At 60.1% G+C, this 20243-nt stretch carries 19 protein-coding genes and 1 pseudogene; 10 read left to right on the forward strand and 10 right to left on the reverse strand.

The window, feature by feature from the left end; genetic code table 11:
- Window positions 1-318 precede the first annotated feature (318 nt).
- The 3 genes from KJY40_RS14830 to KJY40_RS14840 all read right to left on the reverse strand — a co-directional run bounded on the left by KJY40_RS14830 (window position 319) and on the right by KJY40_RS14840 (window position 3120).
- A complete protein-coding gene (locus KJY40_RS14830) occupies window positions 319-843 on the reverse strand; it encodes an AAA family ATPase (protein ID WP_230730811.1) in 525 nt (174 codons plus the stop codon).
- A complete protein-coding gene (gene pnuC, locus KJY40_RS14835) occupies window positions 840-1403 on the reverse strand; it encodes a nicotinamide riboside transporter PnuC (protein WP_230730813.1) in 564 nt (187 codons plus the stop codon). The genes KJY40_RS14830 and pnuC overlap by 4 nt, the downstream gene beginning before the upstream one ends.
- An 82-nt stretch (window positions 1404-1485) precedes the next feature.
- Window positions 1486-3120 carry a methyl-accepting chemotaxis protein gene (locus tag KJY40_RS14840; protein WP_230730814.1) on the reverse strand — a complete coding sequence of 545 codons (1635 nt, stop codon included), beginning with the start codon at window positions 3118-3120 and terminating at the stop codon, window positions 1486-1488.
- A 304-nt stretch (window positions 3121-3424) separates the two neighbouring features.
- On the opposite strand from KJY40_RS14840, the gene KJY40_RS14845 reads away from it, so the two are divergent.
- A complete protein-coding gene (locus KJY40_RS14845) occupies window positions 3425-4255 on the forward strand; it encodes an undecaprenyl-diphosphate phosphatase (RefSeq protein ID WP_230730816.1) in 831 nt (276 codons plus the stop codon).
- The gene (locus tag KJY40_RS14850; protein ID WP_230730817.1) at window positions 4252-4680 is read left to right on the forward strand and encodes a DUF1294 domain-containing protein; all 429 of its coding nucleotides are present in this window, start codon (window positions 4252-4254) and stop codon (window positions 4678-4680) included. Before KJY40_RS14845 ends, KJY40_RS14850 begins: the two co-directional genes overlap by 4 nt.
- Here KJY40_RS14850 and KJY40_RS14855 read toward each other — a convergent pair.
- Both KJY40_RS14855 and KJY40_RS14860 read right to left on the reverse strand, forming a co-directional pair.
- A complete protein-coding gene (locus tag KJY40_RS14855) occupies window positions 4677-5036 on the reverse strand; it encodes an MmcQ/YjbR family DNA-binding protein (protein WP_127798052.1) in 360 nt (119 codons plus the stop codon). The genes KJY40_RS14850 and KJY40_RS14855 overlap by 4 nt on opposite strands.
- On the reverse strand, window positions 5033-5941 hold the full coding sequence (locus KJY40_RS14860) for a LysR substrate-binding domain-containing protein (RefSeq protein WP_102686231.1): 909 nt from the start codon (window positions 5939-5941) through the stop codon (window positions 5033-5035). Before KJY40_RS14860 ends, KJY40_RS14855 begins: the two co-directional genes overlap by 4 nt.
- A gap of 127 nt (window positions 5942-6068) precedes the next feature.
- On the opposite strand from KJY40_RS14860, the gene KJY40_RS14865 reads away from it, so the two are divergent.
- Window positions 6069-6680, forward strand: a complete 612-nt coding sequence (locus KJY40_RS14865; RefSeq protein ID WP_085745771.1) for an FMN-dependent NADH-azoreductase — start codon at window positions 6069-6071, stop codon at window positions 6678-6680.
- A gap of 235 nt (window positions 6681-6915) precedes the next feature.
- Window positions 6916-7953 (forward strand): alpha/beta hydrolase family protein, encoded by a 1038-nt coding sequence (locus KJY40_RS14870; protein WP_230730818.1) that lies wholly within the window; start codon window positions 6916-6918, stop codon window positions 7951-7953.
- Between the two features lie 4 nt (window positions 7954-7957).
- Here the strand turns inward: KJY40_RS14870 and KJY40_RS14875 are convergent, their stop codons facing one another.
- Complete coding sequence (locus KJY40_RS14875) at window positions 7958-9145, reverse strand: MFS transporter (protein ID WP_230730819.1); 1188 nt, start codon at window positions 9143-9145, stop codon at window positions 7958-7960.
- Between the two features lie 145 nt (window positions 9146-9290).
- Window positions 9291-10877 (reverse strand): ABC-F family ATPase, encoded by a 1587-nt coding sequence (locus KJY40_RS14880; RefSeq protein WP_039768209.1) that lies wholly within the window; start codon window positions 10875-10877, stop codon window positions 9291-9293.
- A gap of 390 nt (window positions 10878-11267) precedes the next feature.
- Between KJY40_RS14880 and lpxO the strand changes: the two genes are divergently transcribed.
- On the forward strand, window positions 11268-12167 hold the full coding sequence (gene lpxO, locus KJY40_RS14885) for a lipid A hydroxylase LpxO (protein WP_230730821.1): 900 nt from the start codon (window positions 11268-11270) through the stop codon (window positions 12165-12167).
- A 42-nt stretch (window positions 12168-12209) separates the two neighbouring features.
- Here the strand turns inward: lpxO and ku are convergent, their stop codons facing one another.
- Entirely contained in the window at window positions 12210-13070 is an 861-nt protein-coding gene (ku, locus tag KJY40_RS14890) for a non-homologous end joining protein Ku (protein ID WP_230730822.1), read from the reverse strand.
- Between the two features lie 207 nt (window positions 13071-13277).
- Between ku and KJY40_RS14895 the strand changes: the two genes are divergently transcribed.
- Entirely contained in the window at window positions 13278-13619 is a 342-nt protein-coding gene (locus tag KJY40_RS14895) for a hypothetical protein (RefSeq protein ID WP_230730825.1), read from the forward strand.
- A gap of 50 nt (window positions 13620-13669) precedes the next feature.
- Window positions 13670-14815, forward strand: a complete 1146-nt coding sequence (locus KJY40_RS14900; RefSeq protein ID WP_230730827.1) for a PQQ-dependent sugar dehydrogenase — start codon at window positions 13670-13672, stop codon at window positions 14813-14815.
- 6 nt (window positions 14816-14821) lie between these two features.
- Here KJY40_RS14900 and rimI read toward each other — a convergent pair whose 3' ends face one another.
- Window positions 14822-15925, reverse strand: coding sequence for a ribosomal protein S18-alanine N-acetyltransferase (rimI, locus tag KJY40_RS14905; protein ID WP_230730829.1), 1104 nt, complete (start codon window positions 15923-15925; stop codon window positions 14822-14824).
- Between the two features lie 92 nt (window positions 15926-16017).
- On the opposite strand from rimI, the gene KJY40_RS14910 reads away from it, so the two are divergent.
- The 3 genes and pseudogenes from KJY40_RS14910 to ilvA form a co-directional block, all read left to right on the forward strand.
- Window positions 16018-17592: a RimK family protein gene (locus KJY40_RS14910; protein ID WP_230730831.1), complete on the forward strand. Its 1575-nt coding sequence runs from the start codon at window positions 16018-16020 to the stop codon at window positions 17590-17592.
- Window positions 17593-17599: 7 nt separating this feature from the next.
- On the forward strand, window positions 17600-18523 hold the full coding sequence (locus KJY40_RS14915; RefSeq protein ID WP_085683743.1) for a magnesium transporter CorA family protein: 924 nt from the start codon (window positions 17600-17602) through the stop codon (window positions 18521-18523).
- Between the two features lie 204 nt (window positions 18524-18727).
- Window positions 18728-19717: pseudogene (gene ilvA / locus KJY40_RS14920) on the forward strand (threonine ammonia-lyase, biosynthetic); the annotation flags it as partial.
- A 26-nt stretch (window positions 19718-19743) separates the two neighbouring features.
- Here the strand turns inward: ilvA and eco are convergent.
- A complete protein-coding gene (gene eco / locus KJY40_RS14925) occupies window positions 19744-20229 on the reverse strand; it encodes a serine protease inhibitor ecotin (protein WP_230730833.1) in 486 nt (161 codons plus the stop codon).
- Window positions 20230-20243: the final 14 nt, after the last annotated feature.

Below are 20243 nucleotides of genomic sequence, written 5' to 3' on the forward strand. Positions count from 1 at the left end.
GTTGTGAAGGAGAGAGCGAAAGCTGTGCCGCTTTTGAAATGTCTTTGGATTTCAGCGGCTTGGGCGGATTGGGCGCAGGACTGATCCAAAAACTGTTTCAACATTGAAACAAGCCTCGACCTGCATAACCCGCAAAAGTCATTGCAAAGCTCTGGAACAAGGGTTTGCGAGCGAGTGTTTCAGTGACGTAACAACTCGTGTGACAAAGGGATGAAGAGCCCTGAGACGGGCACTTTGAACCCGCAGCAGTGTTTCAGGAACGGACACTTTTGCCCCGAAACAGGGGGATGCGCCGGGGCAATGGCCCCGAAAGTCGGGTCAGCCGGCCAACAGCGTGCGAACCGATTCGAAGGCTTGTGCCTGCCGTTGCGCCCAGTCGCCCTGGATGATCTGCAAAGGCTGTCGATGCCGCTCCAGCCATTCTCGGGTCGAGTGATAGAACGCGAGCCGTTCCCTCAGGTCGGGCTGGCAGCGCTGACCATCGTCCGTCCAGTCGATCTGTTCCGGGGAGAGCAGCAGGTGCAGGTCGTAATGACGGGCCAGCAACTCGCTCTCCAGCCAGGACGGGCAGTCGCCGAACAGGGTCTGGCTCCACAGGATGTTGCTCAACAGATGCGTATCGAGAATCAGCAGTCGCGGCTGCTGCGCGCGTGCCGCGTCTTCCCATTGCAACTGGCCGCGAACGATTTCGGGAATGTCGGCGAGGCAGGTGTCGCGAGGGTTCTGCTCGATGAACCAGCGCACATACTCGTCCACCCGCAAACCGCCGAACTGCTGTTGGATTCCGGCCGCCAGCCAGCTCTTGCCCGTGGATTCGGGGCCGGTCAGAACGACTACTTTCATCGCTGCAACGCCGGATCGGCACGCCATTCGCGCCAGCCTTGCACCGCAATCAGGGTGAACAGGGCATACAGCGCCGCCGTGAGGTACAGCCCTTTATAGAGGAACAGGCCGACAAAGATCACATCCAGCACAAACCACAGCGCCCAGCATTGCAAACGTTTGTGGGCCATCCAGAACTGCGCGACCAGACTGAAACCGGTCAGCGCTGCGTCGAGCCAGGGTTGCGCTGCGTCCCTCCAGTGGGCCATGGCCGCGCCCAGTAACAGGCTGCCCACCGCGCCGATGGCCAGCCCCTGCACAATCGAACGGGTTTCGAGCCGGCTGACCTCGCGCCCGTCATGCATCGTCCCGGCCCGCGTCCATTGCCACCAGCCATAGATTTGCAGCCCGGCGTACACGACTTGCAGCAGCATGTCCGAATACAGCTTCACCTCGAAGAACACCCAGGTGTAGAGCGACACCATGACCAGCCCGATCGGCCAGCACCACGGATTCTGTTTGACCGTGAGCCACACGGCGATCACACCGAGGGCGGCCGCAAACAGTTCAAGCCCGGACATGCAGGATCCTTGGGGGGAATAAAAGAGGGAGCGGATTGTACCGAAAAACAGGTGGGAAACGCGTTCCCACCTGCAAGGGGTGTCAGACGCGGAACTGACGCAGCAAACCGTTCAGTTGTTCGCTGAGTTGGCCCAGGCGCACGCTGGCCACGCTTGACTGCTCGGCCGCCAGCGCGGTGCTGTGGGACAGGCCCGCCGCCTGGGTGACGTTCTGATTGATGTCTTCGACCACATGCGCCTGTTGCAGCGTTGCGCTGGCAATCGAGGCGTTCAGGCCATTGAGGTTGCGCAGGGCCTGGCCAATGGCATTCAGACTGGCACTGGCCAGACCTGCCTGTTCGATGGTCAGTTGCGAGGCCTTGCTGCTGTCGCCGATCACTTTCACGGCGGCTTCGGAATGATTTTGCAGACGTTCGATCATCGTCTGGATTTCCGCCGTGGACTTCTGCGTACGCTGAGCCAGCAATCGCACTTCGTCAGCCACCACCGCAAAACCGCGACCCTGTTCGCCGGCACGAGCCGCTTCAATGGCGGCGTTGAGGGCCAGCAGGTTGGTCTGTTCGGCAATCGAGCGGATCACCTCCAGCACGGTGCCGATCTGGGTACTTTCGCTCGCCAGCGTGCGGATGACTTCGACGGCCTGATCGATGGTGCCGGACAGCTTGTCGATCTGTTGCAGGCTGCCGTCGATGTTGATCTGGCCTTGCTGGGCCTGGGCTTCGGCGTCACGCATTTCGCTGGCGGCGTGTTCAGCGTTCTTCGCCACGTCCTGCACGCCGTAAGTCACTTCGTTGACGGCTGTGGCCACCAGTTCCATCTGCTGCGACTGCTGCTGGCTGCGTTGCTGGGCCTGCGCCGCATCGTTACCCAGTTCGCTGGACGATTGGCCCAATGCGCTGGCGGACACCTGCAAGTCGCCGATCACCCGGCGCAGCTTGGCGGTGAAGGCATTGAAGTGATGGGCCAGTTGAGTGACTTCGTCCTGGCCGTGAGTATCGAGGCTACGGGTCAGATCGCTTTCGCCGCTGGCAATGTTAGCCATGGCGTTCACGGTTTCCTGCAACGGGCGAACGATGCTACGGGCAATCAGGATCACCAGCAGCGCCATGATCACCGCAATGACCAGCCCGACCACGGACGCCTTGATCACCTGGCCCTGGAATTCGGCCTGCACGTCATCGACGTACACGCCCGAACCGATGACCCAGCCCCACGGCTCGAACAGTTTCACGTAAGAGGTCTTGGCCACCGGTTCACTGGCGCCGGGCTTTGGCCAGCGATAATCGACCATGCCGGCGCCCTTGGCCTTGGCAATGGCAACCATTTCGTTGAACACCGCAAAGCCGTCCGGATCGCGGATGGCCGAGAGATTCTGGCCTTCAAGCTTGGGATTGGTCGGGTGCATGACCATCACGGGGGTGAGGTCGTTGATCCAGAAATAGTCATTCTGGTCATAGCGCAGGCCACGGATCGCGGTCAGCGCCTGTTTCTGCGCCACCTCGCGAGTCAGGGTTCCTGCCGTTTCGAGGCCCTGGTAGTAAGTCAGCAAACCGCTGGCGGTCTGCACCACATGCTGGGTTTTCTGGGCCTTGGCGTGATACAGGTCGTCGTGGATCTGCTTGAGCATCAACACGCCCAACGTCAGTAGCATGACCACCGCCACAATCAAGATGAGCCACAAGCGTCGGCTGATCGACACACTGCGCAAGCTGTTCATAACGCTGTCACTCCGGATTCTTTTTCTTGTAATAAACCACCGCCAGCATCCAACCACGTTTCGGTGGCCGGGCATACGCGACCCAAGTCGTATAACGCGGCAGCGCTATTACGGCTTGTCTGTTAGGATTTCGGCCCCGCGCGTGAAAACCTGAATCCAAATTGATTTTTCACGGAATTTTGACCGTTTCGTGTGGATCCTGTGCGTGCGGAATCGGTACAGCTTCAATCAGCTACGCTGAACGCAGTGAACGTAAAAAAATACTATCGGGGCATGCCGCCGGGCATCGCTCTTTGGGGGATTGATGGATCTTTGGACCGCCTTGCAGGCACTGATTCTTGGAGTTGTAGAGGGGCTGACGGAGTTTTTGCCCATTTCCAGTACCGGACACCAGATCATTGTTGCCGACTTGCTCAACTTCGGAGGCGAGCGGGCCATGGCGTTCAACATCATCATTCAGCTCGGCGCGATTCTCGCGGTGGTCTGGGAATTCCGGCGCAAGATCTTCGACGTGGTCATCGGCTTGCCGACCCAGCCGAGTGCGCGGCGCTTCACCGCCAACCTGCTGATCGCCTTCCTGCCCGCCGTGGTACTGGGCGTGATCTTCGCCGATCTGATTCACCATTACCTGTTCAACCCGATCACCGTTGCTGCTGCACTGGTGGTGGGCGGGATCGTGATGTTGTGGGCCGAACAGCGTCAGCATGAGGTGCACGCCGAAACGGTCGACGAGATTCGCTGGACGGATGCGCTGAAGATCGGCTTCGCCCAGTGCCTGGCGATGATCCCCGGCACTTCGCGCTCCGGCTCGACCATCATCGGCGGCCTGTTGTTTGGCCTGTCGCGCAAGACCGCCACCGAGTTCTCGTTCTTCCTGGCGATGCCGACCATGGTCGGTGCGGCGGTGTATTCGGGCTACAAGTATCGCGACCTGTTCGTTCCGGCAGACTTTCCGGTATTCGCCATCGGTTTCGTCACGGCGTTCATCTTCGCGATGATCGCGGTGCGCGGCCTGCTCAAGTTCATCGGCAGCCACAGCTACGCGGCGTTCGCCTGGTACCGGATTGTCTTCGGTCTGGTGATTCTGGCGACCTGGCAGTTCGGCTGGATCGACTGGACGGCCGCCCAGCCATGAGTGATTCCCGCGCACGCCGCCCGGATCGCGGGCCTTCCGGTGGCAATATTCAGCATCTGAAATTGAAACTGGTGGTGTTGCTGATTGTCTGCGCGTTGCCGTTGTTTGGCTCGCTGTCGATGTGGCTGCGCGGGATTTCCCTGGTACCGCTGACGGCTTACGGGCTGGTCAGCGTGCTGGCTTTTTTCCTGTACTGGGCGGACAAGCGCAAGGCCCGCGCCGACGCCTGGCGCACACCGGAAAACATCCTGCACGCGGTGGAACTGGCCGGCGGCTGGCCGGGCGCGTTGATCGCCCAGCAGGTCTTCCGGCACAAGACGCGCAAGGTGTCGTTTCAGATTCTGTTCTGGATGATCGTGGCGCTGCACCAAGTGTTCTGGATCGATCAGTTGTTCCTCGGTTCGAATCTGCTGGCGCTGTTCTAGAGCAGCAGCCCGACCTGCACGCGCTTGGGCAGCTTGCTCACCACCAGTTGATGGGAGCGTTGCAGCAAGCCTTGCAGTTCCTCGGCGCCCAGCGGGTAGGGCGGGTGCATGATGATCCATTGCGCCCGGGCCAGATACGGCGCCGGGTGAATGCCCGGTCGGTCGCAATGACCGAGAAACAGGTCCTTGTCGACCTTGAACGCCAGCGAATCACCGCGCAATCCCTGCAAGGCAAACATCTTGTTGCCGGCAATCGAAAACACCCGCACGCCACCCCATTTGTAGTCTTCCCGGGCGCCGGGCAGGGCCAGGCAAAACTCCGCGACATCCTGCTCGCTCATCTTTCCTTGTTTCATAACAGCCGCTCTCCACAGGCATTGAACGATTCGACCAGATGATCGATCCACGCGCGCACCGCCGGCATCACCCCGCGCCGGTGCGGATACACCGCTTGCAGCCAGCCACCGGGCAGTGACCAGTCCGGCAGCAATTGCACCAGCGTGCCGTTATTCAACTCCGCTTCGCAATACATCATCGGCAACAGCGTGAAACCCTGGCCGGCCAGCACACAGGCCTTGCGCACGATGAAATCATCAATGCCCAGCCGGGCTTCCAGTGCCAGATCGCAACTCTTGCCGTGCTGATCGAGCAGGCGCACATGCACCATGCGATCGGCCTCCAGTGCGCCCAGCACCGGCAGGTTCTTCAGGTCCTGCGGATGATTGATTTCCACGCCCTGTATAAAGGAAGGACTCGCCACCACCACCATTTGCGCTTGCCGCAGGCGGCGGGTAACCAGCATCGGTTCTTCATCGCCGTGTTCACGCACGCGCAGGGCGACGTCGATGCCTTCGGTGATGAGGTCGACCCGGCGATTGATCAGGGTCACTTCCAGTTGCACCTGAGGGTATTTGCCAAGGAAATTGCTGATCACCACCGGCAGCATTTCATGGGCCAGTCCGGTCGGACTCGAAACCCGCAGACGTCCGCGTGGCTCGCTGGACATGCTGGCCACCGTTTCATCGGCCATTTCCGCTTCCAGCAGCATTGCCTGACAGTGGCGCAAATAGCGCTCGCCGACCGCCGTCAGCTTCAGTTGGCGAGTGGTGCGTTGCAGCAAACGTGCGCCGAGGCGTTCTTCCAGTTCGGCAATGCGCCGCGAAAGCCGTGACTTGGGAATGCCCAGCAAGCGGCCGGCGGCGGCGAATCCGCCGGCCTCGACCACTTTGGCGAAATAGTAGAGATCGTTGAGGTCTTGCATCTGGAAATCCGACTGTTCTATCAGTGGGACAAACTATCGCATTGTTGCCGTCTAATCAGCTATTGGTTTCGTCGGTAGGATTGTCTCCATTCCGTCGCCACCGGCGATTCATTCCAGGAGATTCCACATGAAACTGCTGCACATCGATTCGAGCATTCTGGGCGACAACTCCGCTTCCCGTCAGCTGAGCAGTCAAGTGACTCAAGCCTGGCAAGCCGCCGAGCCAAGTGCTGTCGTGACCTACCGCGATCTGGCCGCCGACGCCATCAGCCACTTCTCGTCGACCACTCTGGTGGCTGCTGGCACCACCGCTGAACTGCGCAACGCCGCGCAACAGCACGAAGCCGAACTGAGCGCCACCACCCTGGCCGAATTCATCGCCGCCGACGCCATCGTCGTTGCTGCACCGATGTACAACTTCACCGTTCCGACCCAGCTCAAAGCCTGGATCGACCGCATCGCCGTCGCCGGCCAGACCTTCCGTTACACCGAAGCCGGCCCTGAAGGCCTGTGCGGTGGCAAGAAAGTCGTGATCGTGTCCACTGCTGGTGGCATCCACGCCGGTCAAGCTTCGGGCGTGGCCCACGAAGACTACCTGAAACTGGTGTTCGGCTTCCTCGGCATCACCGACATCGAAGTCGTGCGTGCTGAAGGCCTGGCGTACGGTGAAGAAGTGCGCAACAACGCCATGAGCGCCGCTCAGGCGAAGATCAGCGAGCAACTGTTCGCCGCCGCGTAAGGCTTGCGTAAAGAACAGCTCCTGTTCAGGCAAGCCCAAAAAAACTCTGTATTCTGGTTCCGCAAGGGCCAGATACGGAGTTTTTTGTTTCTGACTGTTACATAATCTGGCCCGGGTTATGCAGTCTGATGATCAACGTCTGAGTGCAACGCCGCGCCGGATCACCGAACCTCGGAATTTCGGGCGTCGAACACAACGGATCTTTCGATTGAGTAACAACAGGGTGGGGCATCCCATGATGCGTCTTTGTGCAGCGTTACTGATTTGCCTGCTCGGCAGCCTGAATTCAGTGCACGCTGCGCCCGGGCAGCACCCGCGCTGGAGCGTCGGCTATCACGAGATGACGTTCCTCGATCCGCTCGACCTGCAACCGATGCGCGCCATCGCGTTCTATCCCTCCAGCGACCGCGAACACCTGAGCCTGCTCGAAGGCTATTCGGTCGAGGCCGGCGAAGACACCAAAGTCGCCATCGGCCGCTTCCCGATGCTGATGTTGTCCCACGGCAACACCGGCACGCCGCTGGCGTTGCACGACCTGGCCACGTCACTGGCGCGCAAGGGCTTTGTGGTGGTGGCGGTGATTCACCCCGGCGACAACTCCAGGGATCACAGTCGCCTCGGTACGTTGAGCAATCTCTATGGCCGGCCGATCCAGATTTCCGAAGCCATTACCGCGACGTTGGGCGATCGCATGCTCTCGCCGTACGTGAACGCCGAACAGGTTGGCGTGATCGGTTATTCGGCGGGCGGCGAAACGGCGTTGATTCTGTCCGGCGCGCAGCCGGATCTGGATCGCCTGCGCCGTTACTGCCAGGAGCGCCCGGACGACCGTGACGCCTGCAACACCCAGGGTGAGTTGATTGTCGATCGCGACGATCTGCAACCGGTGGCCGATCCGCGCGTGCATGCGTTGCTACTGATGGCGCCGTTGAGTCTTAAATTCGGCCGCCACACCCTGGCCGATGTGCATGTGCCGGTGCTGCTCTACAGCGGCGACGGCGACAAACTGGTGGCCTTCGACAAAAACGCTGCGGCCCTGGCGCGCAAACTGCCGACGGCGCCGGATTTCAAATTGCTGGCCGGGGCAGGGCACTTCGTGTTCATGGCGCCGTGCACCGAAGAGCAGATCCTCGCCATGCCGGCGCTGTGCACCGATGCCGATGGCGTGGATCGCGAAGACATTCACCGCAACCTGATTTCCGAGGCCGGGCGGTTCTTCTCCCATGCCCTGGGCAGGCCGACCCGCGCGGGCATGCAGACGGCGGATCAGTGAGGGTTCACGCCATGGCCCGGCGCTTGAGCAGCAAGGTCAATCCCAGTCCGGTCACGGACAGCACGGCTGCACTGAAGAAGATCCACGAATAACCCAGATTCAGCGCCACCGCGCCCATCAACGGCCCGGCAATCGCCAGCGCCAGATCGAAAAACACCGCATAAGCACTCAGCCCGGCGCCGCGACTGGAGTTGGGCACCTGCTTGATCGCCTCGACGCCCAGTGCCGGGTACACCAGCGACAACCCAAACCCGGCCAGACCGGCACCGATCAAGGCATACGCGGTCGAAGGCGCCAGCCACAGCATGACCAGGCCGACGGTTTCTATGGTCATGCAGGCAATCGCCGAGGTGAATCCACCGAAACGCCCGATGGCCGAAATGAACAGCAGCCGCGAGAGAATGAAACACACGCCGAACACGGTCAGGCAGTACGCCGCGCCGGTCCAGCCGCGATTGAGGTAATAAAGGGTGATGAACGTGGTCAGCGTGCCGTAGCCAATCGACGCGAGACTCAGACTGGCGCCGAACGGTGCAATCCGCCCGAACACTGCCCAGAACGGCAGCCGTTCACCGCGCACCACCGGCACCGACGGCTTGTTGCGGATCAGCAGCAAGGCGCCGGCCGCGAGCAACGACAAAGCAATGCCAAGGCTCTCGAAGCCATAATCGGCAACCATCACCACGCCCAGCGGCGCGCCGATGGCAATCGCGCCATAGGACGCGATGCCGTTCCATGAAATCGAGCGCGCGGTGTGTTCGGCTCCGACCTGGCCCATGCACCAACTGATGGTGCCGACGCCAATCAGGCCCTGGGCGATCCCCAGCAGCAGGCGACCGACGATCAGGATCGACAGGCTCAACAACGGCAAGCTCTGCAGCAGCGTCGAAACCAGCGTCAGCACACCGCTGAGCACAATCCCCGACAAGCCATACACAATCGCCCGCTTGGTGCCGATGGTGTCCGACATCCGTCCGGCCATTGGCCGGCTGAGCAGGGTGGCCAGGTATTGCGAACCGATCACCAGTCCCGCGATCACGGCACTGAAACCCAACTGTTCGTGCACGTAGCCGGGCAGCACCGCAATCGGCAGGCCGATGCAGAGGAAGGCAATAAAGGTATAGAAAACGATGGAGACGATCTGCAGGGTGATCGCCATGGAGCTTTGCGGTGGCTGTTGCTGCGCAGACATGAGGACTCGTTCGCGGGCGGCGGTGGGAGAGTCCGCATCATGGCTTGGCGCTGGATTAAAAGGAAGCAGGCTAACGATCTTTTCCTCAACGCAAAAAAAAGCCCCGTCACAAGGACAGGGCTTTCTGTTTACCGCTCGATTCGACTTAGAACACTACGCCTTGGCTGCGCAGGTAATCGTCGTAGGTGCCGCTGAAGTCGGTCACGCCGTTCGGGCTCAGCTCGATGATGCGCGTGGCCAGGGACGATACGAACTCACGGTCGTGGCTGACGAAGATCAGCGTGCCCGGGTAGTTTTCCAGCGCCAGGTTCAGCGCCTCGATCGATTCCATGTCCAGGTGGTTGGTCGGTTCGTCCATCACCAGTACGTTCGGCTTTTGCAGGATCAGCTTGCCGAACAGCATGCGACCTTGCTCACCACCGGAAATCACCTTCACCGACTTGAGGATCTCGTCGTTGGAGAACAGCATGCGGCCGAGGGTGCCACGGATCACTTGCTCGCCCTGGGTCCACTGACCCATCCAGTCGAACAGGCTGACGTCGTCTTCGAAGTCGTGGGCGTGGTCCTGGGCGTAGTAGCCCAGCTCCGCGCTTTCAGTCCACTTCACCGAACCTGCGTCCGGGGTCAGTTCGCCCATCAGTGTGCGCAGCAGGGTGGTCTTGCCGATACCGTTCGGGCCGATGATGGCTACGCGCTCGCCGGCTTCAACGGTGAAGCTGAAGTTCTTGAACAGGGTCTTGCCGTCGAAGCCCTTGGACATCTGCTCGATGGTCACGGCCTGACGGTGAAGTTTCTTGGTCTGTTCGAAACGGATGAACGGGCTCACGCGGCTCGATGGCTTGACCTCGGCCAGCTGGATCTTGTCGATCTGCTTGGCGCGGGAAGTGGCCTGCTTGGCTTTCGAGGCGTTGGCCGAGAAGCGGCTGACGAACGTTTGCAGTTCGGCGATCTGGGCTTTCTTCTTGGCGTTGTCCGACAGCAGTTGCTCGCGGGACTGGGTCGCCGCGGTCATGTACTCGTCGTAGTTGCCCGGGAACAGACGCAGCTCGCCGTAGTCCAGGTCGGCCATGTGGGTGCAGACGCTGTTCAGGAAGTGACGGTCGTGGGAAATGATGATCATGGTGCTGTTACGCGCCGTCAAAATCGTTTCCAGCCAGCGGATGGTGTTGATGTCCAGGTGGTTGGTCGGTTCGTCGAGCAGCAGCACTTCCGGATCGGAGAACAGTGCCTGAGCCAACAGAACGCGGAGTTTCCAGCCCGGCGCCACTTCGGTCATCGGGCCGAAATGCTGTTCCAGCGGAATGCCCAGACCCAGCAGCAGTTCACCGGCGCGGGATTCGGCGGTGTAGCCGTCCATTTCGGCGAACTCGGTTTCCAGCTCGGCCACGGCCATGCCGTCTTCTTCGCTCATTTCCGGCAGCGAGTAGATGCGGTCGCGCTCGGCCTTGACCTTCCACAGCTCTTCGTGACCCATGATCACGGTGTCGATCACGGTGAATTCTTCGTAGGCGAACTGATCCTGGCGCAATTTACCCAGGCGTACGTTCGGCTCCAGCATGACCTGGCCACCTGACGGCTCAAGGTCGCCGCCGAGGATTTTCATGAAGGTCGACTTGCCGCAACCGTTGGCGCCGATCAGGCCGTAGCGGTTGCCGCCATTGAATTTGACCGAAACGTTTTCAAACAGCGGCTTGGCGCCGAACTGCATGGTGATGTTAGCTGTAGAAATCAAAGGTTTTTCCTGCGAAGCGTGCTGAGTAGCGAGGGTGCAGCCGGAGCGCTTGGCCCGAGTCGAAGTGCGCTGAGGCGGGACAATCCCGTCATCAACCAAGGGGGGCGCGTAAAGTTTGGCGGCGATTGTACTGGTCTGGCTCTTTAAACGATAGGGCAGTGACATCCCGATTGCCGTTTGGCGCGATCGCGGGACAGTTTTTCACAGATGAGTGTTCACTATTGGTTACAAACTGTGGCTAAAATGCCATCCATTCACCCAATGCCTTGTACGGCATGGGCTCAAGGATGCGCCACCGGGACGCTTTTTGATTTCAGACCACTGCCACAGACCTTGGGCCACAGCCCTAAAGGCGCGCAGTTTGTTCACTTCTGACGTGTGACGATTTCCGTGAAACTCATCATTGCCGCTGTATATGTCATTTCCATTGCATACGTTCATCTGCGCGGTCGCGTGCGCCACAAACTCGGTCGTCAATTGAGCGATCACTCTTCGTTTCTGGCGCCGATCAACTGCTTCCTTTATCTGTTCTCGAAAAAGCCCAACACGCCTTACCTGGATCCGAAGGACTTCCCCGATCTGAGTCCGTTGCAGACGCACTGGGAAGAAATCCGTGAAGAAGGCCGCAACTTGCTGCGCGCCGGTGAGATCAAGCGCTCGAACCAGTACGACGACGTCGGTTTCAACTCGTTTTTCAAGACCGGCTGGAAGCGTTTCTACCTGAAGTGGTACGGCGACAGCCACCCGTCGGCGCTGCAACTGTGCCCGCGCACCACTGAACTGGTGCAGAGCATCGGCTCGATCAAGGCCGCAATGTTCGCCGAGTTGCCGCCGGGCTCGAAACTGGTGCGTCACCGCGACCCGTACGCCGGTTCGTACCGTTATCACCTGGGTCTGGAAACGCCGAACGATGCCGGTTGCTACATCAACGTCGATGGCGAGAACTATCACTGGCGTGATGGCGAAGCGGTGATGTTCGACGAGACCTTCATTCATTACGCGGAAAACACCACCGACCAGAACCGCATCATCCTGTTCTGTGACGTCGAGCGTCCGATGAAGTATCGCTGGGCAGCAGCGTTCAACGGCTGGTTCAGTCGCACCGTGATGTCGGCAGCCGGTGCGCCGAACGATGCGGGTGACCGCACCGGTGGCATCAACCGGTTGTTTACCAAAATCTACAAGATTCGCCTGCGCGGCAAAGAGCTGAAAAAGCGCAATCGCAAACTCTACTACATGGAAAAGTGGGCGATTTTCGGCGGTCTGCTGGCGATCTTCATTCTGATCTGACAAATCGGGCGACTGTTGCAAGACAGTCGCCCGATGTCATTTTCACGAGGCTTTTTTGGTCTTCTTCGCCGCCGTGGTCTTGCTGGCGGTCTTCTTCGCCGGTTTGGCCGGGGCTTTCGCGCCGAGGCTGCGTTTGAGCAGCTCGGTCAGGTCGATAACATCGGCCGATTTGCGCTCTTCTTCAGCAGAAACCGTCTCAACGTCTTCGATCTTGCCTTCATGGGCCTTCTTGTCCACCAGTGCCATGATTTTGTTTTCGAATTCGTCGTTGTAATCCTCAGGCGTCCAGTCCGCCGTCATGTCTTCCACCAGCCGTTTGGCCATGTCCAGCTCACCCTTGGCCAACTGCGGCTTGGTCACTTCGCTGCCCAGCGCCAGTTCGTCGAGGCTGCGCACTTCCTGCGGCCAGCGCAGCTTCACCAGCACCAGCGCCGACTCCAGGGGCATCAACGCCGCCAGATACTGGCGCGTGTGTAAAACCACACGGGCGAGGGCGACCTTCCGGGTTTTGCTCAGGGTTTCACGCAGCAAGGCGTAGACCTTGCCACCGCGCTTGTCCGGGGCCAGGTAATAGGGCGTGTCGATGTTCTGCAGCGGGATCTGCTCGCTGTCGACGAAGGCGAAGATGTCGATGGTCTGGGTCGAGACCGGGTGCGCCGAGCGGATTTCTTCCTCGCTGAGCACCACATAGCGGCCTTTTTCGAACTGCACGCCTTTGACGATGTGCTCCTTGGTGACTTCCTTGCCGGTGACCTTGTTGACCCGTTTATAGCCGACCGGGTCCATGCTGCGGCTGTCGAGCCAATCGAAATCGACGCCTTGGGACGAGGTCGCCGAAACCAGCGCCACGGGGATGTGCACCAGACCGAAACTGATTGCGCCTTTCCAGATTGCCCGAGCCATGGTGCTGTTCTCCGAGTGATGTTCGGGTGACCTGTGGCCCGGCGCAAAAGTTTCCGTCGTTTGCGGGAGGCGGCGCTAAACGGAAGGTCAAGCCGTGTTACATCTTGTTTAGCGGTGACGGGTTAACAAATCCGAACCCTCGGCGTAGCGTGGACTCGAAGGCTCTAATCCACGCGCATCAAAACAGCGCATCAAGAGAGGCCGCTCATGAACCGTTTCCTGCTTGGCATTGCGTTGCTGGCCCTCAGTGGCGGGCTGGTTCACGCCGAGGGCGCCACCACGCATTCATCGCTGTTGCTGGCGCAAAGTCCGACCGGCAACAGCAACAATCCTTACAACAGCCCGATCCGCCGGGCGAACCCCAACAGCATGCAGGGCACCCAGCCCAGCGCTCCGCCTGTTCGCGGGCCGAACACGGTGCCCGTGCCACGGCCGCCGACCCTGGAAAACCGCGGCATCGGCAATGGCCAGCCGCTGCGCTCCATCCCGAGCACACCACCTACCTTCATTCCCAATCCTCCAGCCCGTGACAGCGGGAGCAACCGTTGAATGGCAGAACTGCTTCTGTCAGCCCTTCAAGCGAACAAAAGGAATCGTACATGTTGCGTGAAACCCTTCTGGCCGGCCTGTGTGCCAGTGCACTGATCGCCGCCCCGGCGTTCGCTGCCGCTCCCAAAGAGCTGCAAAGCGAGCAGGGCACCCTTGAAGTCACAACGATTACCCAAGGGCTCGAGCATCCATGGGCCCTGGCGTTCCTGCCGGATCGTCAAGGCATGCTGGTCACCGAACGCCCCGGCAATCTGCGAGTGGTGGACGCTGCCGGCAAACTGTCCGCGCCGATCACCGGTGTGCCGGATGTCTGGGCCAAGGGGCAGGGCGGATTGCTCGATGTGGTGCTGTCACCGGATTTCAAACAGGATCGCCTCGTGTACCTGTCCTACGCCGAGGGCGGCGGTGCGGGAGACAAAGCGGGGACGGCAGTGGGGCGAGGACGCCTGTCGGATGACCTGAAAATCCTGAAGGACTTCAACGTGATTTTCCGCCAGGAACCGAAACTGTCGGTCGGCAACCACTTCGGCTCGCGGCTGGTGTTCGACCGGGACGGTTATCTGTTCATCACCCTGGGCGAAAACAACGACCGCCCGACCGCGCAGGATCTGGACAAGCTGCAAGGCAAGGTCGTGCGGATCTACCCCGACGGCAAGGTGCCGGATGACAATCCCTTTGTCGGCCAGTCCGGCGTACGCCCGGAGATCTGGTCCTACGGTCACCGCAATCCTCAGGGCGCCGCGCTCAATCCGTGGACTGGCACCGTGTGGGAAAACGAGCACGGCCCGCGCGGCGGCGACGAGGTGAACATCATCGAGCGCGGCAAAAATTACGGCTGGCCGCTGGCGACCCACGGCATCAACTACTCCATGCAACCGATCCCGGAAGCCAAGGGCAAGACCGCCGAAGGCACGGTAGGGCCGCACCATGTGTGGGAAAAGTCCCCGGGTGTCACCGGTATGGCGTTCTACGATGCCGATCGCTTCAAACCGTGGCAGCACAACGTGTTCATCGGTGCGCTGGTGACGCAGGAGCTGATCCGCTTGCAGTTCGATGGCGACAAGGTGGTGCATGAAGAGCGCTTGCTGGGCGAACTGAAACAACGGATCCGTGATGTGCGCCAGGGGCCGGATGGTTACCTGTATGTGCTGACGGATGAGTCCGACGGTTCGCTGTACAAGATCGGACTCAAGTAATCCCGTTCATGCGGGTGAGCGGGCATAAAGCACCACCGCCGCCCGCAACTTGCCACGACCGAAGCGGCACATCTTCTCGAACTCCCCATGGCTGACCGGCACGTGCTGGCAGTCCATGGGCTGTCGATGCTGGCTATGATCGACGTCCGGGTCGTGCAGGTAGACGAAGTCTTCATCGCAGTCGGTGACGATCACCCAGTGCGGCGATTTGGAACGAGTCAGGCGATAGCTACTGATCAGCACCAGAGGCTGCCCACCGTTGGCCAGCAGTGCGGGTAAATCCAGCGCTACGCCGATCACTTGATCGACGTCGGTGTCGTTCAGTTGCGCCATGAACTCGTCATGGACCAGGCGCATGACGTCTTTTTTATGCGTATCGCGCACGCCGTCGAGAAACAGCGGCCCGCTCATGCTCAGTTGCAAACGCACTTTGAAACCCCGGCGCCAAGCCGCCAGTGCCAGGCCCTGCGGGCTGCAACCGCCATGGCCGGCCGTCATGAACACGGTGGTTGCCTCGCGCCACAACTGCAATTCCTCGCGCCGCTCCAGCAAATGATCGGTCTGCAACGCACCCATGGCCATCAGCAGGCAGGCCGGGCCGCAGGTGAAATCGGTGGTTTGCCGGTAATAGGGGACCTTGATGTTGCGTGAGTCGCGGTGCTGGAGAATGCGTTTCTCCAGACGCAGTGCGTCGGCGTGATCCTCGTAGTAGTCATGGATCAGCGCAAAGCGCCGGTAACCGTTGCGCTCGTACAGGGCGATGGCGGCGGGATTGTCGGTGCGCACTTCCAGCCGCAGGTAGGCGCAGTCGTGCTCGAGCGCGCAGGCCTCGATTCGTTGCAGCAATTGCTTGCCCAGACCAGTGCCACGCGCTTCAGGGGCAATCGCAATCGAATACAACCGGGCCAGCGAAGTGCCGCGATGAAACAGCACCAGCGCATATCCGGCCAGTTGGCCCTCACGTTCGGCCACCCACAACTGCCCGTGGGCCCGGGTGATCATCCATTGGAAACTGCGGCGGGTGAGCCGATCCGTGGTGAAGCAGTGCATCTCCAGCGTGAGCAACGCTGGCAAATCATCAACCACCGCCAGGCGAAAAACAGCATTCATATGACCACCGTAAAAGTTGCGTAACGAAACGGGACTTTCGAAAAACTTCGTGCTTAATAGAAAAGGTCTTGTTCTCCAACGGATCAATTTCTATGTCAGCGGTACAGGGTCATTGGCGCGAAGTATCCAGTCAAAGTTTGCCACCGGCAACTTATTTAAAACCGCAGATCAGGACTTTCAGTCAAGTGTTGATCATCGTCGAACGCAAGGAAGACTGGGCCTCGTACTTTCCCAGCGAAGACATCCTGACGGCCCAGGAATACCTCGAACAACCTCCCGACAGCGAGCCGGGAAAACGGGTGCAGGTGATCAACCTGTGCCGCAGCTACAAGTACCTCGGGCACGGCTACTACTGCTCGCTGTTGGCCGAGGCCCGTGGTCACAAGGTGATTCCTTCGGTGCGCACCATCAGCGAACTGACCCGAAAATCCCTTTACGGCCTGGCGCTGGATGACCTGGATAAAACACTGGAAAAAGCCCTCAGTCATCATCTTTACAGCGATACCGAAGGTTTTACGCTGACACTTTATTTCGGCAGAACGCATATCGAGCCGTTGCAGGATCTGGCCCGCCAATTGTTTGAAGTGTTCCCGTGTCCGATTCTGTTAGTTGAGTTTCGTCGAACTAATGGCTGGCACATCGAAGGTATAAAGTCCGGCGCCTTGCACAAGTTGCGCGACGATCAGGAAGATCAGTTCGCCAATGCGCTGGATGGCTTCAGCCGCAAGATCTGGCGTGTTCCGCGTTCGCCGCAAGTGGCGCGTTATGACCTGGCGATCCTGCATGATCCGCAGGAGGCGTTGCCGCCATCCAACGCCCGGGCACTGGAAAACTTTGTGCGGGTCGGCAAGGGCATGGGCATCGATGTCGAGCTGATAGAGCGCAAGGACTACGCAAGGCTGGCCGAGTACGACGGCTTGCTGATTCGTGAGACCACCAGCGTCGACAACCATACTTACCGTTTCGCCAAGAAGGCCGAAAGCGAAGGGCTGGTGGTGATGGACGACCCGACGTCGATCCTGCGCTGCACCAACAAGGTCTACCTCACCGACCTGCTCAACAGCCATCAACTGGGCATGCCGGCCACGGAAATCCTCTACAAGGAGCGACCCGAAGACTTCGAGCGGGTCGGCGAGCGCCTCGGTTTTCCATTGGTGCTGAAGATCCCGGACGGTTGCTTCTCCCGTGGCGTGATCAAGGTCGAGAGCCAAGAGGCTTTGCTGGAAGCCACTGCCGAGCTGTTCGAACACTCGGTGCTGTTGCTGGCCCAGGAGTTTTTCTACACCGAGTACGACTGGCGCATCGGCGTGCTCAACCGCAAACCGATCTTTGCCTGCCAGTACTTCATGTCCAAGGGCCATTGGCAGATCTACAACCACAAGGCCAAGGGCCAGGACGTCAACGGCGAATGCCGCACGCTGGCGATCCACGAGGCACCGCGCGCGGTGGTGGAGCTGGCGGTGAAGACCGCCAACCTGATCGGTGACGGCCTGTACGGCGTGGACCTCAAGCAGGCCGGCGACAAGGTGGTGGTGATCGAGGTCAACGACAACCCGAACCTCGACGCCGGCATCGAAGACGCTTACCTGCAGGACGATCTGTATTCGCTGGTGCTGGAAGAATTCGTGCGGCGCCTCGAACTCAAACGCCGCGGCCAGGCCTGGTGACCGGCCGATGATCAACAGCTTTGCACTCAATCACGGCGGTTTGCAGCGGGTCGAGCGGCTGGACGCCGAGGTGATGCTGTTCAGCGACCCCGACGCTGCCGAGCGCGATTTGCTCCACAGTCACTTCAAACTCGATGAGCACGCACTGGCCTCGGCGCTGGATCCGGACGAGGTGTCGCGGATCGAGTTTCACCCCGATCACTTGTTTCTGATCTGGAAACGCCCGGAGAACTATTCCGGCGGCGGCAGCCTGGCGTTCGAGGTGTCGTCGTGCGGTTTGCTGTTCTCACCGGGCCAGTTGCTGGTGATCGCCACCGACGACACGCCGCTGCACGGTGTCGGCACACGTCAGCCACTGAACACGCCGCTGGATGTGTTGCTGGATCTGCTGTTCAACAACATCCATCACTACCTCGGGCATCTGAAGGTGATCAAACTGGTCGCCCGGGAGTTGCAGCAGAAATTCAACGCCTCGATGCAAAACCAGCATCTGGTGCAGATGTTCAATCTCAGCGAAAGCCTGATCTATTACATCAACGCGCTGCACAGCAACGGCGCGGTGCTCACACGCCTGCGCAATCACGCGGAAAAACAGCATTTCGGCAGCGAGGCGATCGGGCTGATCGACGACCTGATCATCGAAAACAACCAGTGCTACAAGCAGGCGGAAATCTATTCGACGGTGTTCTCCGGGCTGATCGACGCCCGGGGCAACCTGATGAACAACAGCATGAACAACCTGCTGCGCAAACTGACGCTGATCAACGTGGTGTTCCTGCCGCTCAACTTGATTGCGAGCATTGGCGGCATGTCTGAATTCAGCATGATGACCGCCGGCACACCGTGGTGGGTGTCGTACCCGTTGTTCCTGGCGGCGATGCTGCTGGGGGCGGGCGGGATGCTGTTCGGGCTCAGGCGTCTGGCGAAATGAAAGCAAAATTCGCCATTGACTTGCCCGCAGCGCCCGGGCTAATTTCGGGCCCATGACTTCCACCGTACTGCGCTGCCAGCCAAGCATTATTACCGCCATTCCTCATTTGGCGGGCTAGCTCACGACTGCAGCACCCAACCCGCCCTAGAGGCGGGTTTTTACTTTCTGTCTCCGGGGTTCTGAATCAAACGTCAGGAGACGACCATGCGCCACAGCCCCGCCCAGCAAGCCCTGCTTGAGCAGTACGTGAAAAAGATCCTCGCCGCGCCGGTGTATGAACTGGCGGTACGCACGCCGCTGCAACCGGCGCCGGCGCTGTCCGAAGCGCTGGGCAACCGGATCCTGCTTAAGCGCGAAGACCTGCAACCGACGTTCTCTTTCAAGATCCGTGGTGCCTACAACAAACTGGTGCAGTTGAGCGATGAGCAGAAGGCGCGCGGAGTAATCACGGCGTCGGCGGGTAATCATGCGCAAGGCGTAGCGTTGGCGGCGCGAGAACTGGGCATTGCCGCGACTATCGTCATGCCGGCAACCACGCCTGAATTGAAAGTGCTGGGCGTCAGTAGTCGCGGAGCCGAGGCATTGCTGCATGGCGAAAGCTTTCCGTTTGCCTTGGCTCACGCTCTGCAACTGGCCGAGCAGACTGGGCGAACGTTCGTTTCGCCTTTCGACGATCCAGATGTGATCGCTGGCCAGGGCACGGTTGCGATGGAAATCCTGCGCGAACATCAGGGCGTACTGGACGCGATCTTCGTCCCGGTGGGCGGTGGCGGGTTGATCGCCGGTATCGCAGCGTATGTGAAATACCTGCGGCCGGAGGTGCGGATCATCGGCGTGGAGTCGGAGCACTCGGCCTGCCTGAAAGCTGCCATGCAAGCAAATGAGCGAGTAGTGCTGCCCAACGTGGGCACATTCGCCGATGGCGTGGCGGTGGCGCAGATCGGCGCCTATGGGTTCGAGGTTTGTCGCTTCTGCGTGGATGAGGTCATCACCGTCAGCAATGACGAACTCTGCGCGGCGATCAAGAATATCTACGACGATACCCGCTCGATCACCGAGCCTTCCGGTGCATTGGCGGTCGCGGGCATCAAACAGTACGTGGCGCAAACCGGCGCACGAAATCAGACGTTCATCGCCATCGATTCCGGCGCCAATATCAACTTCGACAGCTTGCGCCATGTCGCCGAACGAGCGGCAGCGTGCGGCGTTGTGGCTTGAAGTTACTCGGGAATGGCCACGCCAATCTTGTCCGCAGCCGACCAGATGCGATAGCGCACTTCGACATCCGACGGTGCGTAAACCACGATCGGCAGCTTGCTGTTGTAGCGCACGCTGAAACCGTCACCGATCACCGGTACGAACGCGCGTTTTTTCTGGGTGCCGGGCGGGCAGGCCATCAACGTGCTCATCGGGCCGCTGACTTTTTCCAGGCGGTAGAACGGATAGCCCCAGCCTTCAAGGTTTTTCTCTTCGAGGTTGCCGCCCAGACGCTGGCGGTTGCAGTCGACTTCGAGTGTCTTGCCGGCGAGGATTTCGACTTTGAGGTTTTCTTCCTGGGCTTGTTGCGGCAGGTGGATGACCTGGCGCGTGAAGCCCGCTTCGGCCTTCGGATAGGGCGCGGTGTCTTCAAGTTTGGCGGCGTGGGTGAGGGTGGACAGGCTGGCGAGCATCAGGCCGGCGGTCGCGTAAACAGTGAAATTTCCCATTGAAGCCTCCTGGC

Origin of the sequence: Pseudomonas fitomaticsae (assembly GCF_021018765.1) — a bacterium.
Lineage (GTDB): Bacteria > Pseudomonadota > Gammaproteobacteria > Pseudomonadales > Pseudomonadaceae > Aquipseudomonas > Aquipseudomonas fitomaticsae.